Here is a 14,401-nt window from a genome sequence, read left to right as displayed (position 1 = left end):
CGCGATGACCGTGCCCCGCGTCGCGATGACGACCGCGGTGGCTTCCGTGGTGGTCGTGACGAGCGTCGTGACGACCGCCCGTCCTTCCGCCGTGACGAGCGTCGTGATGACCGCGGGCCGCGTCGCGATGACGACCGTGGCGGCTTCCGTGGCGGCCGCGACGAGCGCCCGTCCTTCCGTCGCGACGAGCGTCGCGATGACCGTGCCCCGCGTCGCGATGACGACCGCGGTGGCTTCCGTGGTGGTCGTGACGAGCGTCGTGACGACCGCCCGTCCTTCCGCCGTGACGAGCGTCGCGATGACCGCGGCCCGCGCCGTGACGACGACCGTGGTGGTTTCCGTCGCGATGACCGTCGTGACGACCGCGGCCCGCGCCGCGACGAGCGTCCCTCGTTCCGCCGCGACGACGACCGCGGCCCCCGTCGTGACGACGACCGCGGCGGCTTCCGCCGTGACGACCGTCGTGACGACCGCGGCCCGCGCCGCGACGACGACCGCGGTGGCTTCCGCGGCGGGCGCGACGACCGCGGCCCGCGCCGCTCCTTCCGTGACGACCGGCAGGGCGGCGGCTACCGCGGGGGCCGGGACGACCGTTCCGGTGGTTACCGCGGCGGCCGCGACGAGCGCGACCGGGACCGTGGCGACCGCGAGCCGGTGAAGCGCCTGCCCATCCCCGACGACGTCACCGGTGACGAGATCGACGCGGACGTGCGGCAGGAGCTCATGAGCCTGCCCAAGGGCCTGGCCGAAGAGGTCGCCCGCAACCTCGTCATGGTCGCCAACCTGCTGGACGAGGACCCGGAGCAGGCCTACGCCTACTCGCGGATCGCGCTGCGTCTCGCCTCGCGCGTCGCCGCGGTGCGCGAGGCCGCCGGCTTCGCCTCGTACGCGACGGCCAAGTACTCCGAGGCGCTCGCCGAGTTCCGCGCCGCCCGCCGGATGACCGGCTCCGTCGAGCTGTGGCCCGTGATGGCCGACTGCGAGCGCGGCATGGGCCGCCCCGAGCGCGCCCTGGCCATGGCCGGCGAGCCCGAGGTCAACAAGCTCGACAAGGCCGGCCAGGTCGAGATGCGCCTGGTCGCCGCCGGCGCCCGCAAGGACATGGGCCAGGCCGAGGCCGCCGTCGTGACGCTGCAGAGCCCGGAGCTCGCCTCCAACTCGGTCCAGCCGTGGACCGCCCGTCTGCGGTACGCGTACGCCGACGCGCTGCTCGAGGTCGGCCGCGAGAGCGAGGCCCGCGAGTGGTTCGCCAAGGCCCTCGAGGCGGACCAGGGCGGCCAGACGGACGCCTCCGACCGGCTCGCCGAGCTGGACGGCGTCGAGTTCACCGACGCCCTCGTGGAGGCCGACGCCGAGGCCGAGGCCGACGCCGCCGCCGAGGCTGAGACCGAGGCCTCCGCCGAGTCCGGGGAAGCCGCGGAGGAGCCGGTCGAGGCGGAGAAGCCCGCCGAGCCCGCCGAGGCTGCCGACGCCGCGGAGTCCGCTGACGTCGAGAAGACCGTGGCCGCCGACGCCGACAAGGCCGGCGACGACAAGAGCTGACCCCCGGGGCAGTGATCGGGCAATGACGAGGAGGGTGGCACCCCGGCCGGGGTGCCACCCTCCTCGTGTGTCGTGGGTGCTTCAGTTCAGTGCCAGGCTCCGCAGCACCAGGCCCGTCGCGGGCTTCGGGCCGAACGACGTCGATTTGCGGGGCATGGTCACGCCCTGTTCCGCCAGCTCCCGGACGACGTCCTCCTGGACCGGGTGCATGAGCACCGCCGTCCCGCCGTGCCGCTCGGCCTGCTTGACGGCCGCGGCCGTCTCGTGGATGTAGCTGATGTTCTCGGGGTTGTCCGGCACCTGCCAGATGTGTTCCAGCAGGACCGAGTGCAGGACCGTCGCGTCCAGCGTGCGCCAGGCCTCCGGGCGGTCGGTGGGCACGACACGGGCCAGCAGGTCCGGGTCCGGGCGGTCGAGGAGGTGGAAGCGGCCGTCTCCCGCCAGGACGAAGGCGTTCGCGGCCGCCCCGGAGGCTCCGGACGTCTCGATGGCTTCGGTGAGCGCGTCGAGCGCCTCCGGCAGGGGACCGTCGATCGTGCGCACCCGGAAGGAGTCCCCGAGGGCCTCCAGGGCCCGGGCGACCGGCAGCCGGTGCAGCAGGCGGTGGATGGCCCGCACACGCAGCGGGTAGCGGGCGGTGTCGACGAGGAGGACGAGGCCGAAGTCCCAGGGGCCGGGGGCCGGCTGCTCGGCGCGCAGGCGCAGGTAGGTGGCCCAGCGGTGGTGGCCGTCGGCGATGAGCGCGTGCTGCTGGGAGAGGTCCTTGCCGATCTGTTCGAGGTCGTCCGGGTCGGTGATGGACCACAGGCGGTGGGCGTAGCCGTCGTCGGTGGTCGTGGACAGCAGCGGTTCGGTGCCGGTGACGCGGTCGATGACGGCCGCGGCGCCCGTCGTGCTGCCGTTGCCGCGGTAGGAGAAGAGCAGCGGTTCGAGGTTGGCGCCCGTGCCGCGCATGAGGGCGGCGCGGTCCTCGATGATGTGCGGCATGACGTCCTCGTGGGGGAGGACGACGCCCTCCTCGCGGGGGCTCAGGCGCAGGGCGCCGATGAGGCCGCGCTGCAGTATGCCGCCGCCCCGCTGCTCGTAGACGTAGAGCGCGGGCTCGGGGTCGGCGGCGAGGACCTGCTCGTCCTGCCAGCGGCGGAGGGTGTCCGCGGCCAGCCGGTGCCGGTCCGCGGCGCTCGCGGCCTGGGGGAGGATCAGTCTGACGATGTTGTGGGGGTCGGCGGTCTCCAGGTGACGCAACCCGTCGGGCCGTACGACGACGTCGTACGGTGGCGAGGTGACGGCGGCGAGGCTGCCGACCCGCTCCGGGACATAGCGCAGTCCTCGGAAGGGGGCGAGCTGAAGTCCTTGCCCTGCTTTCCCTGCTCGGCCTGGAGTGCTCATTGGGAAATGTTATGTCTCACGGCCCTGTGAGCAATGATCGTGGAAGAGACGTACAGCACAAGGAGCGAGTGCAGCATGAACCAGACCGCCCGTACGCGGCCCGACGGCAGTGAGCGTGCCCTCAGCGAGGCCTACGACACGGCGCTGCTCGACCTCGACGGCGTGGTGTACGCGGGCGGGGAGGCCATCGCGTACGCCGTCGAGTCGCTGGAGGCGGCGCGCGAGGGCGGGATGCACCTCGCCTACGTGACGAACAACGCCGCGCGGACGCCGCAGACGGTCGCCGAGCACCTGACGCGGCTGGGCGTGCCCGCCGAGCCGTCCGACGTGATCACCTCCGCCCAGGCCGTGGCGCGGCTGATCTCCGAGCAGCTGCCCGCCGGGTCCCGGGTACTGGTGATCGGCGCCGAGGGGCTGCGGGTCGCCCTGCGGGAGCGCGGGCTGGTGCCGGTGGAGTCGGCGGACGACGACCCGGCGGCCGTCGTCCAGGGCTACGGCGGGCCGGACATGCCGTGGTCGCGGCTGATGGAGGCGTCGTACGCGGTGGCGCGGGGCCTGCCGTGGTTCGCTTCCAACACCGACCTGACGATTCCGAGCGGGCGCGGCATCGCGCCGGGCAACGGCGCCGCCGTGGAGGTCGTACGGATAGCCACGGGCGCGACGCCCCAGGTGGCGGGGAAGCCGCTGCCCCCGATGCACCGCGAGACGGTGCTGCGGACCGGCGCGGAGCGGCCGTTGGTGGTCGGCGACCGGCTCGACACGGACATCGAGGGCGCGCACGTGGGCGGGGTGGACTCGCTGCTGGTGCTGACCGGTGTCACGACGGCCGCGCAGCTGGTCGCGGCGCGGCCGGAGCACCGGCCCACGTATGTGGCGGAGGACCTGCGGGGGTTGCTGGCTCCTCAGCCGGAGGTCGCGGCCGTCTCGGACGGCGGGTTCCGGTGCGGGGGGTGGACCGCTTCCGTCGACGGGGGTGCGCTTGCCCTTGCGGGCGACGGGGAGGCCGTGGACGGGCTCCGGGCGGTGTGTGCCGCCGCGTGGTCGGCTGCGGGTGACGGGGTGTGTGAGCTGGACCCGGCCGGGGTGGTGGGTCGGCTCGGGCTGTGACCGGGGCTCCGCCCGGAGCCCGGTCCTCGATCGCCGGAGGGGCCCAACGGTGTTGGGCCCCTCCGCGATGGGAGATCAGGCCAGCTCCGCCAGCAGGTCCTCCTCCGTCGCGCCCCGGCGCCAGTAGCCCGTGAACGTCACCGTGCGGCGGTCGAAGCCGCGGTCGTTGACCAGGTGGCGGCGGAGGCCGCGGACCGTGCCGGATTCGCCGGCGAGCCAGGCGTAGGGCGTGCCGGTGGGCAGGTCGGCGGTGCGGACGGCGCTCAGGAGGGGTTCCGCCGCGCCCCGTACGAGCCAGGTGATCTCGGCGTCGGCGGCGGTGGGCAGGTCCTGGACGTCCTCCGGGTGGGGGACCTCTATCCAGATCTTGGCGGGGGTGCCCGCGGGCAGCGAGGCGAGGATGCCGGCGACGGCGGGCAGGGCCGTCTCGTCGGCGGTGATCATGACCCAGTCGGTACCGGCGGGCGGCTGGAAGTCGACCCCGCCGTTGTCCTCGACGACGGGGGCGAGGACGGTGACGCGGTCGCCGGGGCGCGCGGCCTGGGCCCAGTTGGTGGCCGGGCCGCCGTGTCCGTTCGCGTCGCCGTGCACGGCGAAGTCGACGTCCATCTCGCCCGGCTCACGGCGCAGGTCGCGGACGGTGTAGGTGCGCATGAAGGCCCGTACGGCCGGGTCCTGGGCGCGCCATTCGGCGAACCAGGTCTCGTCGAGGTTCGCGGGCAGGAGCGGGCGGTCCTGGCCGGCCTGCGGCAGGAACAGCTTGAAGCGCTGGTCGCGCCCGCCGGTGACGATGTCGCAAAGTTCCCCGCCGCCGAAGGTGACCCGCATCATGGCGGGGCTGATCCGCTCGGTGCGGAGCACCTCCAGGTCGAAGAAGCGGTACGGGAGGGTGGTGGTGCCGGCCATGCGGGTGTTTCCCTTTCGCTCGGTTGCGCCTGTCGGACGGTCAGGCGACCTTCTTGGCCTTCTGGACGGCCTCGGCGAGGGCCTCGGCGAGCGGTGCGCACCCGGCGTAGGAGTAGCGCGGCTCGCTGAGCCAGGGGCTGATCTGGCCGGCCTTGACGGCGGGCAGCTCGGCCCAGGTGGGCTTGGCGGCGAGGTCCTTGGGCTGGAGTGCCGCGGTGCGGTTGTCGAGGAGGATCAGGTCGGCGGGGTACTTGCCGGCGTTCTCCCAGCTGAGGCTCTCGAAGAAGCCGCCGGTGACCTTGTCGGGGACGACGAGCTCGACGCCGAGGGACTTGAAGTGGGCGAGGTCGGCGTAGACGCCGGGGTCGGAGACGTAGAGCAGGTCGGCGGAGCCGGACGCGGCGAGGACCTTGAGGCCCTTGTTGGCCTGCGCGGCCTTGCGGAGGGTCTCGGAGGCCTTCTCGAAGCGGGCCTTGGCGTCGGCGACCTGCTTGGCCTTGAGGTCGGCGCCGAGGGAGGCGGCGAGTTCGGCGTAGCGTCCGATGACCTGGGTCAGGGGGACCTTGGTGACGTTGATGCCCACGCTCGGCGCGAAGCCGAGGATCTTCTTCTTGCTCTCGTCCGGGACGTACCACAGCTCGGTGCCCTGGATCATGTTGGTGACGAGGAGCTCGGGGGAGAGGGCCGCGTACTTCTCGACGTTGAACTCGCCCCAGGCGTTGCCGAGGACGGTCAGCTTGCCGACGTCGAGGTCGCCGGCCTGGGGGTCGGGCTTGCCTCCCTTGAGGACGGTGGGGCCGAAGACGGCGGTGCATTCGACGCCGAAGTCGTGCAGGGCCGCGGCGGTGCCGGTGAAGGCGACGACCTTCTTCGGGGTGCGGGGGGCCTTCGCGGTCTCGCCCCGGTCGTCCTTGAACGACCAGGGGCCGGAAGCGGAATCTGAGTCACCGTCCGAGGAGCCCTTGGAGCCGCCGCCTCCGCAGGCCGTCAGGAGGACGCCCGCGCCAAGGGCGCCGCCGGCGGCCAGCAGGCCGCGGCGGGACATGAGGGAGCTGCTGAGGGTGCGGGGGGTGCTCATGGTGGTGCGCTTCTCTCAAGAATGAGGCAAGAACGGGGGGAGTTAAGGGTAGGCTAACCTAAGGTTCGTGTTGGTTGACAGTCCCCCCGAGCCCCCGGCGGACACCGGTCCGCTGCCGCCGCAGATACCCCCGGCAAGCCGTAAGCGGAACGCCGCGCGGGCGGCCGGGCTGCTCGCGGCGACCGGCCTGCTGCTGCTCGTCGCCGTCGCGAGCATCGCCGTCGGCGCCAAGCCGCTGCCGCTGGACCAGGTCTGGCACGGGCTGTTCGACGACGCGCACGGCGAGGCCGGCGTCATCGTGCGCGAAGTGCGCCTGCCCCGTACGCTGCTCGGCCTGCTCGCCGGGGCCGCCCTCGGGCTCTCCGGCGCCGTGATGCAGGCCCTCACCCGCAACCCGCTCGCCGAACCCGGGATCCTCGGCGTCAACGCGGGCGCCGCGGCGGCCGTCGTATCCGCCATCACCTTCCTCGGCGTCAGCTCGGTCGGCGGCTACGTGTGGTTCGCCCTCGCCGGCGCCGCCGTCGTCTCCGTCGTGGTGCACCTGCTCGGCGGCAGCCGCGGCGCCACCCCCGTACGGCTCGCCCTGGCCGGGACCGCCGTGACGTACGCGCTCTACGGCTACGTCAACTCCGTCCAGCTCATGGACTCCGCCGCCCTGGACCGGATGCGTTTTTGGACCGTCGGCTCGCTCGCCTCCGCGGGCGGGGAGGTCATCCGGCAGGTCCTGCCCTTCATCGCCGCCGGCACGCTGCTCGCCCTGGCCCTCGCCCGGCCCCTGAACGCCATGGCGCTCGGCGACGACAGCGCCCGCGCGCTCGGCACCCGGCCCGCCCGCACCCGCGTCCTCGCGATGGCCGCCGTCACCCTGCTGTGCGGCGCCGCGACCGCCGCCTGCGGGCCGATCGTCTTCATCGGCCTGATCGTGCCGCACCTCGTGCGCGCCCTCACCGGCCCCGACCAGCGCTGGATCCTGCCGTACGCGGCCGTCCTGTCACCCGTGCTGCTGCTCGGAGCGGACATCATCGGGCGGGTCGTCGCGCGGCCCGGAGAGCTCCAGGCGGGCATCGTGACCGCCGTCGTCGGCGGGCCCGTCTTCATCCACCTCGTACGGCGCCGGAGGGTGGCCCAGCAGTGAGCGCGTCCGCACGAACCCCACGAGCTACAGGAACTACACGCACGACCCGCACGACGCGTATGGCACCGGCGCCGCGGACCGTCCGTACCGGCGGCGGGCTGTCGCTGCGCGTGGACGTCCGCGCCGGCCTCGTCGTCCTGCTCCTCCTGGCCCTCGCGGCGGCCGCCTCCGTGGCTCTCATCGCCACCGGCGACTTCCCGATGACGCCCGCCGACGTCCTGCGGACGCTCGCCGGCGGCGGCACCCCCGCGCAGGATGTCGTCGTCCACGACCTGCGCCTGCCCCGCGTCCTGGTGGGTCTGCTCGCGGGCGCCGCGCTCGGGCTGGCCGGCGCGGTCTTCCAGTCCGTCTCCCGCAACCCGCTGGGCAGTCCGGACGTCATCGGCTTCGGCCAGGGCTCCGCGGCCGGGGCGCTCGTCGTCATCGTCCTCTTCCACGGCGACCCCTTCGCCGTGGCGGCCGGTGCCGTCGCCGGCGGCATCGCCACCGGCCTCGCGGTCTACCTGCTGGCGTGGAAGAAGGGCATCAACGGCTACCGCCTCGTGCTCGTCGGCATCGGTGCCGCCGCCGTCCTCACCGGCCTGCGCGACTACCTGATGACCAAGGCGGACCTCGTCGACGCCACCCGCTCCATGATCTGGATGGTCGGCTCGCTCAACGGCCGTGACTGGGAACACGTGTGGCCCCTGCTGTGCGCGGTCGCGGTGCTCCTGCCCCTCGTCCTCGGCCACGGGCGGGCCCTGCGCATGCTGGAGATGGGCGACGACGCCGCCCACGCCCTCGGGGTGCGCGCCGAGCGCACACGCCTTGTCGTGACGGCCTGCGCCGTGCTGCTCACCGCCGCCGCCACGGCCGCCGCCGGGCCCGTCGGCTTCGTGGCCCTCGCCGCGCCGCAGCTCGCGCGCCGGCTGACCCGCGCCCCCGGCCCGAACCTCCTCGCCGCCGCGGCCATGGGCGCCACCCTGCTCATCGTGGCCGACTGGGCCTCGCAGCGGCTCTTCGGCGCCGACGCGCTGCCCGTGGGGGCACTGACCGGAATGCTCGGCGGCTGCTATCTGCTGTGGCTGCTGTTCATGGAGCGCAAGGCGGGCCGGGTGTGAGCAGCGCATCGCGTACGGCTACCGCATCTCGTACGGCTACGGCATCCCGTACCTCGTACGGCCCCGGCACGGCGGAGACGACCCCTCACCACGTCACCAAGGAGACAGCACCATGAGCCGACTGACGGCCGAATCCGTCACGCTCGCCTACGACCAGCGGGTCATCGCCGAGAACCTCTCGGTCGAGATCCCCGACCGGTCGTTCACCGTCATCGTCGGCCCCAATGCCTGCGGCAAGTCGACCCTGCTGCGCGCCCTGTCCCGGATGCTCAAGCCCGCCGCCGGGTCCGTCCTGCTGGACGGCGCCGCCATCGGCTCGTACCCGGCCAAGCAGGTCGCCCGCACGCTCGGGCTGCTCCCGCAGTCCTCCGTCGCGCCCGACGGCATCACCGTCGGCGACCTCGTCGCCCGCGGCCGCTACCCCCACCAGGGCCTGCTGCGCCAGTGGTCGCGCGAGGACGAGCGGATCGTCAACGAGTCCATGGACGCCACCGGTGTCGGCCCGCTGGCCGAGCGGCACGTCGACGAGCTCTCCGGCGGACAGCGCCAGCGGGTCTGGATCGCCATGGCCCTCGCCCAGCAGACCCCGCTGCTCCTGCTGGACGAGCCCACCACCTACCTCGACATCCAGCACCAGATCGAGGTCCTCGACCTGTGCGCCCGCCTCCACGAGGAGCAGGGCCGCACCCTTGTGGCCGTCCTCCACGACCTCAACCACGCCGCGCGCTACGCCACCCACCTGATCGCCATGCGCGACGGCGAGGTCGTGGCGGAGGGGGCGCCGGGGGAGGTGGTCACCGCCGAGCTCGTGGAGCGGGTGTTCGGGCTGCGCTGCCAGGTCATCGACGACCCGGAGACGGGGACGCCGCTGGTGGTGCCCGCGGCCAGGAAGCCGCGTGCGGCGGCCGTCACCGCGCAGCCGTAGCGACGGCCGTAGCGACGGCTGTGGCGACGGCCGTGGCTGGGGTGACGGCTGCAGTGACGGCTGCGGTCAGAGCAGGGACCGCAGCCGAAGGATGTCGCGCAGGCCCGCCTGGACCCTGACCCGGCCGGCGGCCCACGCCTTCGCGAAGTTCAGCCGGCCGTCCACCAGGGCCACCAGGTCGTCGCCCGACATGGTCAGCGCGATCTCCGCCCGCCGCTCGGGCGTGCCCGGCCGCGTCTCCACGTCCTGGATGTGCCCGCCCATCAGGTGGCCGGTGAAGGTCACGTCGAGGTCGGTGATGTGGCAGCTGAGCGAGCGGTCGGGCGCGGCCGCGTCGCGGAGCTCGCCCTTCGCCCCGGCGAGGTTCTCCGCCAGTCTGTCGAGTGCGGCGCGGCACTCCTCGATCGTCGCCATCACCAGGGACGGTACCGCAGCAGGCCGCGTACGCCGCACAGGCGCCGTTCCGGGGTAGCGTCGGAGCCATGAGCGATGCGATGACTCCCGCGGATCCGCAGGCCGGTGCGGTGCAAGGGGTGGGGCGGGCGAGCGGGGCGGCCGAGGAGGTCGAGGCGGCCGAAACGGGCAAGGCGGGTGAAACGGGCGAGGCCGCGGCGCCGGGCGAGCCCGGGCCGCTGCCGCTCGGCGTCGTGCGCACCCCGACCGGCGACCCCGCCGTCGACGCACGCCTCGTCCGGCTGGCGGACGCCGACCACCTCGCCGCGAGCGGCCACCTGGAGGTGTACGAGGATGTACACCGGGGCCTGCGGGAGGCGCTGAGCGCGCTCGACCGGGACCCCGGCCCGTCCGGGGCACCCGCGGCCCCGGGCGCCCCCGCTTCGTACGACACCAGGAGCTGAACCACCCGTGGCAGTGACCCGCCCGCGACGCAGCCGACTCGACGCCGAGCTCGTGCGCCGTAAACTCGCCCGCTCCCGCGAGCACGCGAGCCAGCTCATCGCGGCGGGCCGGGTGACCGTCGGCGGCACCGTCGCGACGAAGGCGGCGACCCAGGTCGAGATCAGCGCCGCGGTCGTCGTCACCCAGGACGACAACGACCCCGACTACGTCTCCCGCGGCGGCCACAAGCTGGCCGGCGCCCTCGCCGCCTTCGTCCCGCGCGGGCTGAAGGTCGAGGGCCGCCGCGCCTTGGACGCCGGGGCGTCCACCGGCGGCTTCACCGACGTCCTGCTGCGCGCCGGTGCCGCGCACGTCGTCGCCGTCGACGTCGGCTACGGGCAGCTCGCCTGGTCGCTGCAGAGCGACGAGCGGGTCACCGTGAAGGACCGCACCAACGTCCGCGAGATGACGCTGGAGCAGATCGACGACGTCCCCGTCGACCTCGTCGTCGGCGACCTGTCGTTCATCCCGCTCGGACTCGTCCTGCCCGCGCTGGTGCGCTGCTCCGCGCCCGACGCCGACCTGGTGCTCATGGTCAAGCCGCAGTTCGAGGTCGGCAAGGAGCGCCTCGGCAGCGGCGGGGTCGTGCGCAGCACCCAGCTGCGGGCCGAGGCGGTGCGCGCGGTCGCGGCCCGCGCCGCCGAGCTGGGGCTCGGGGTGCTCGGGGTGACCGCGAGCCCGCTGCCCGGGCCCTCGGGCAACGTCGAGTACTTTCTGTGGCTGCGCGCCGGAGCGCCCGAACTGGACCCGGCGGACGTTGACCGTGCAGTGGCGGAGGGGCCGCGTTGACGACTTCAGAAGCAGGATCAGAGGCAGCAGCACAGGCAGGAACGGCATCCCGGGGGGGTTGCGGGGAGGGCGGCGGCAAGCGCACCGTCTTCCTGCTCGCGCACACGGGCCGCCCGGCGGCGATCCGCAGTGCCGAACTCGTCGTCCAGGGGCTGCTGCGCTGCGGCATCGGCGTGCGGGTCCTCGCCGAGGAGGCGGCCGACCTGCCGCTGCCGTCCGCGGTCGAGCTGGTCGAGACCGGCCCCGACCGGCCGGACGTCCTGGAGGGCTGCGAGCTCCTCGTCGTCCTCGGCGGGGACGGCACGCTGCTGCGCGGCGCGGAGTTCGCGCGGCGCTCCGGGGTGCCGATGCTGGGCGTCAACCTCGGCCGGGTCGGCTTCCTCGCCGAGGCCGAGCGGGACGACCTCGACAAGGTCGTGGACCGGGTGGTGACGCGGGCGTACGAGGTCGAGGAGCGGATGACGCTCGACGTCCTCGTGCGCACCGACGGGCACGTGGTGCACACCGACTGGGCGCTGAACGAAGCGTCCGTGGAGAAGGCCGCGCGCGAGCGGCTGCTGGAGGTCGTCACGGAGGTCGACGGGCGCCCGGTGTCGCGCTTCGGCGGCGACGGCGTGGTGTGCGCGACGCCCACCGGGTCGACGGCCTACGCGTTCTCGGCGGGCGGCCCCGTGGTGTGGCCGGAGGTGGAGGCGCTGCTGATGGTGCCGATCAGCGCGCACGCGCTGTTCGCCAAGCCGCTGGTCACCGCCCCGGACTCGGTCCTCGCGGTGGAGGTCCAGCCGCAGACTCCGAACGGGGTCCTGTGGTGCGACGGCCGGCGCACGGTGGAGCTGCCCGCGGGGGCGCGGGTGGAGGTGCGGCGGGGGGCGGTGCCGGTGCGTCTGGCGCGGCTGCACCACGCGTCCTTCACGGACCGCCTGGTGGCGAAGTTCGCCCTGCCGGTGGCGGGGTGGCGCGGGGCGCCGCACTGACGTGCCCGTGACGGGGCGGTCGTACAGCGGCGTGCTGCCGTACGACCGCCCCGCCGGGTGACGCCGGGGTGAGGCTCAGCGGTCGGCCCGGGCCACGAACTCCCGTGCTCCGGCGAGGGCCGAGTCGCGGTGGGCGCGGAACTCCTCCTCGGTGAAGACCGGCGTCCGGACGTCCGGGGAAATGCCCGTGATGTCATAGGTCGTCCGGTGGTCCCGGGCGCTCAGGAACTCCTCGTTCGGCAGGAGGAAGCTCCAGCCGTTGGGCAGCCGGCGGTCGAGGGTGTCGGAGAAGGACCCCTGGGTGTTCTCGCCGATCCGCTGCGTGGGCTGCGCACGGCCCATGAGGGCCTGCGTGAGCGTCTCGCCCGCGCTGATGGTGAGGCGGCCCGTCAGCACGGCCACGGGGCCCGTGTAGACGGGCCCGCGGTGCGGGGTGACCGTGACGGGCTGCTCGGGCGTGAACTTGCGCGGGTCGCGCGGATCGTTGCGGGCGTGCTTGAGGTACGCGAGGTACGGGCGGTCCGTCAGCCGCTCCGCCACGCGCAGGGCGAGCCGGTCGGAGCCGCCGCCGTTGAACCGCAGGTCCAGCACCAGGCCGCGCAGGGCGCCGGGGCCGCGGGTACGGGCTGCGGTGAAGATCTCGTCCAGGGCGCGGTCGACGGTGGCGCTGTCCTCCGCGTAACCGCCCTCGTCGGTGTAGCCCTGGAAGCCCGTGATGCGCAGGTAGCCCGTGCGGTCGGGCAGTTCCGCGTACGAGATGCGGCCGTTGCCCCACGTGCGCCACCGGGCCTCGGGCACGCCGACGCCCTCCTTGACGGCCGCGTCGATCCGGCGCATCTCCCCGGGGCCGGGGATCTTCGTGTCCTCGCGGTGGCCGCCGAAGCGGCCCTCCGGCTTCTCCGGGTCGGCGACGATGCCCGTGTGGCCGTCGTGCAGCGGCTCGATCATGCCCTTGAGGACCTCGAAGAGAGCCTTGTCGTCGGCAGCGGCGGCGGCCCGCGGGCGGAACCTGTCGCGGACGTCCTTCCAATCGATGCCCTTTTGTATAAAGAAGGGGTAGTTCTCGGCGTAGGTCTGCCAGAAGACGTCGAAGACGCGGAGGTTGTCGGTCTTCGCGGGAGTGTCCCGGCACTCGGCCGGCAGGGCGGGCAGGCGGTGCAGCGTACGGTGCCCGACGTTGTCGCCGAAGGCCAGCACCGCGCGGTCGCGGCCCTGTGTCCTCATCGTGATCGGCGCGTCCTTCTCCTGCCGGAAGGTGCCCGGGGACGTCGTACGGGTGGCGTCGCGGAAGCCCGGCAGGCAGCTGACGGCCGTCGTGTCGTACGTCCGCAGCCGGCGACCCCCGTCCTCCACCGAGACGACCGTGCCGTAGCCGTCCATGCGCCACGCCCCCTCCAAAGGGGCCCGGCCGGGGGCGGCGAGTGCGCTGCCGGTGGACGCAGCGGTGGTCAGGACGACGGCGGAGGCCAGGAGGAGGGCGGCCGTGCGGGAACGTGCGGTCATGGCCCGATCGTGCCCGGAAGCGGGCCGGAGCGGCCATGGAGCGATCACCCGGAACGGTGGTGGGGATTCCCCCAGGGGGGTCGGTGGGGGTGGCCGTCGCGAGGGGCCCCCGGAACCTCGTATGGTCGTATCCGTGTTGGAGGAGATGCGGATCCGGTCCTTGGGCGTCATTGACGACGCGGTCGTCGAGCTGTCGCCCGGTTTCACCGCGGTGACCGGCGAGACGGGCGCGGGCAAGACCATGGTCGTCACCAGCCTCGGTCTGCTGCTCGGCGGGCGCGCCGACCCCGCGCTGGTGCGCATGGGAGCGCGGTCCGCGGTCGTCGAGGGGCGGCTCGCCGTCGACCCCGGCTCGCCCGTGGCCCTGCGGGCGGAGGAGGCGGGCGCCGAGCTGGACGACGGCACGCTGCTCATCAGCCGCACCCTCTCCGCCGAAGGGCGCTCACGAGCGCACCTCGGCGGGCGCAGCGTGCCCGTCGGGCTCCTCGGCGAGCTCGCGGACGACCTCGTGGCCGTCCACGGGCAGACCGACCAGCAGGGGCTCCTGCGGCCCGCCCGGCAGCGCCGGGCCCTCGACCGGTACGCGGGGGACGCGGTCGCCGCGCCGCTCGCCAAGTACGCCGACGCCTACCGCCGGCTGCGCGCCGTCGCCGCCGAGCTCACCGAGCTGACCACGCGCGCGCGGGAGCGAGCCCAGGAGGCCGACCTCCTGCGGTTCGGGCTGGACGAGGTCGCCGCCGTCGAACCGCTGCCCGGCGAGGACGCCGAGCTCGCCGCCGAGGCCGAACGGCTCGGGCACGCCGAGGCCCTCGCCTCGGCCGCCACCGCCGCGCACGCCGCCCTCGCCGGGAACCCCGAGGACCCCGAGGGCATCGACGCCGCCACGCTCGTCGCGGGCGCGCACCGGGCCGTGGAGGCCGTACGGTCGCACGACCCCGCGCTCGCCGCGCTCGCCGACCGCATCGGCGAGATCGGCATCCTGCTGTCCGACGTCGCCGGGGAACTGGCCGGATACGCCTCCGACCTCGACGCCGACCCGCTGCGGCTGGCGGCCGT

The 14,401-nt window shown here is 74.1% G+C and carries 14 protein-coding genes and 1 pseudogene; 10 read left to right on the top strand and 5 right to left on the bottom strand.

The genetic code is table 11. The features are described from left to right. Window positions 1–633 (top strand): annotated as a pseudogene (locus ACSNOG_RS27915) (hypothetical protein); the annotation flags it as partial. A 75-nt stretch (window positions 634–708) separates the two neighbouring features. Further along, the gene (locus ACSNOG_RS27910) at window positions 709–1,542 is read left to right on the top strand and encodes a hypothetical protein (RefSeq protein ID WP_436755472.1); all 834 of its coding nucleotides are present in this window, start codon (window positions 709–711) and stop codon (window positions 1,540–1,542) included. Between the two features lie 81 nt (window positions 1,543–1,623). Here ACSNOG_RS27910 and ACSNOG_RS27905 read toward each other — a convergent pair whose 3' ends face one another. Next, a complete protein-coding gene (locus ACSNOG_RS27905) occupies window positions 1,624–2,931 on the bottom strand; it encodes a DUF1015 domain-containing protein (RefSeq protein ID WP_436755469.1) in 1,308 nt (435 codons plus the stop codon). 75 nt (window positions 2,932–3,006) lie between these two features. On the opposite strand from ACSNOG_RS27905, the gene ACSNOG_RS27900 reads away from it, so the two are divergent. Beyond that, window positions 3,007–4,038, top strand: coding sequence for an HAD-IIA family hydrolase (locus ACSNOG_RS27900; RefSeq protein WP_436755468.1), 1,032 nt, complete (start codon window positions 3,007–3,009; stop codon window positions 4,036–4,038). Window positions 4,039–4,113: 75 nt separating this feature from the next. Here ACSNOG_RS27900 and ACSNOG_RS27895 read toward each other — a convergent pair whose 3' ends face one another. After that, window positions 4,114–4,944 (bottom strand): siderophore-interacting protein, encoded by an 831-nt coding sequence (locus ACSNOG_RS27895; protein ID WP_436755467.1) that lies wholly within the window; start codon window positions 4,942–4,944, stop codon window positions 4,114–4,116. Window positions 4,945–4,984: 40 nt separating this feature from the next. Beyond that, window positions 4,985–6,022 carry an ABC transporter substrate-binding protein gene (locus ACSNOG_RS27890; protein WP_436755466.1) on the bottom strand — a complete coding sequence of 346 codons (1,038 nt, stop codon included), beginning with the start codon at window positions 6,020–6,022 and terminating at the stop codon, window positions 4,985–4,987. Window positions 6,023–6,134: 112 nt separating this feature from the next. Here ACSNOG_RS27890 and ACSNOG_RS27885 point away from each other — a divergent pair, with 112 nt between their 5' ends. From ACSNOG_RS27885 to ACSNOG_RS27875, 3 genes are all read left to right on the top strand, one after another. Continuing rightward, window positions 6,135–7,157, top strand: coding sequence for a FecCD family ABC transporter permease (locus ACSNOG_RS27885; RefSeq protein WP_436755471.1), 1,023 nt, complete (start codon window positions 6,135–6,137; stop codon window positions 7,155–7,157). Window positions 7,158–7,216: 59 nt separating this feature from the next. Further along, on the top strand, window positions 7,217–8,257 hold the full coding sequence (locus ACSNOG_RS27880; RefSeq protein ID WP_436755465.1) for a FecCD family ABC transporter permease: 1,041 nt from the start codon (window positions 7,217–7,219) through the stop codon (window positions 8,255–8,257). A gap of 112 nt (window positions 8,258–8,369) precedes the next feature. Further along, window positions 8,370–9,182 carry an ABC transporter ATP-binding protein gene (locus ACSNOG_RS27875; RefSeq protein WP_436755464.1) on the top strand — a complete coding sequence of 271 codons (813 nt, stop codon included), beginning with the start codon at window positions 8,370–8,372 and terminating at the stop codon, window positions 9,180–9,182. 66 nt (window positions 9,183–9,248) lie between these two features. Here ACSNOG_RS27875 and ACSNOG_RS27870 read toward each other — a convergent pair whose 3' ends face one another. Next, complete coding sequence (locus ACSNOG_RS27870) at window positions 9,249–9,596, bottom strand: sterol-binding protein (protein ID WP_436755463.1); 348 nt, start codon at window positions 9,594–9,596, stop codon at window positions 9,249–9,251. 68 nt (window positions 9,597–9,664) lie between these two features. Between ACSNOG_RS27870 and ACSNOG_RS27865 the strand changes: the two genes are divergently transcribed. Genes ACSNOG_RS27865 through ACSNOG_RS27855 form a run of 3 tightly spaced genes read left to right on the top strand, consistent with a single transcriptional unit; the run spans window position 9,665 to window position 11,842 of the window. After that, window positions 9,665–10,039 (top strand): hypothetical protein, encoded by a 375-nt coding sequence (locus ACSNOG_RS27865; RefSeq protein ID WP_436755462.1) that lies wholly within the window; start codon window positions 9,665–9,667, stop codon window positions 10,037–10,039. Between the two features lie 13 nt (window positions 10,040–10,052). Further along, window positions 10,053–10,868: a TlyA family RNA methyltransferase gene (locus tag ACSNOG_RS27860; RefSeq protein WP_436755470.1), complete on the top strand. Its 816-nt coding sequence runs from the start codon at window positions 10,053–10,055 to the stop codon at window positions 10,866–10,868. Continuing rightward, the gene (locus tag ACSNOG_RS27855; protein ID WP_436755461.1) at window positions 10,865–11,842 is read left to right on the top strand and encodes an NAD kinase; all 978 of its coding nucleotides are present in this window, start codon (window positions 10,865–10,867) and stop codon (window positions 11,840–11,842) included. The genes ACSNOG_RS27860 and ACSNOG_RS27855 overlap by 4 nt, the downstream gene beginning before the upstream one ends. A 75-nt stretch (window positions 11,843–11,917) precedes the next feature. Here the strand turns inward: ACSNOG_RS27855 and ACSNOG_RS27850 are convergent, their stop codons facing one another. Then, window positions 11,918–13,345, bottom strand: a complete 1,428-nt coding sequence (locus tag ACSNOG_RS27850) for a S41 family peptidase (protein WP_436755460.1) — start codon at window positions 13,343–13,345, stop codon at window positions 11,918–11,920. A gap of 121 nt (window positions 13,346–13,466) precedes the next feature. Here ACSNOG_RS27850 and ACSNOG_RS27845 point away from each other — a divergent pair. Then, the coding region (locus ACSNOG_RS27845; protein ID WP_436755459.1) for an AAA family ATPase at window positions 13,467–14,401 on the top strand (935 nt) is incomplete at its 3' end.

The sequence above is a fragment of the Streptomyces sp. URMC 124 genome (assembly GCF_051386455.1).
Classification (GTDB): Bacteria; Actinomycetota; Actinomycetes; order Streptomycetales; family Streptomycetaceae; genus Streptomyces.
The sequence above is the reverse complement of the archived record's forward strand: the minus strand, read 5'-3'. Positions and strand labels throughout refer to the sequence as shown.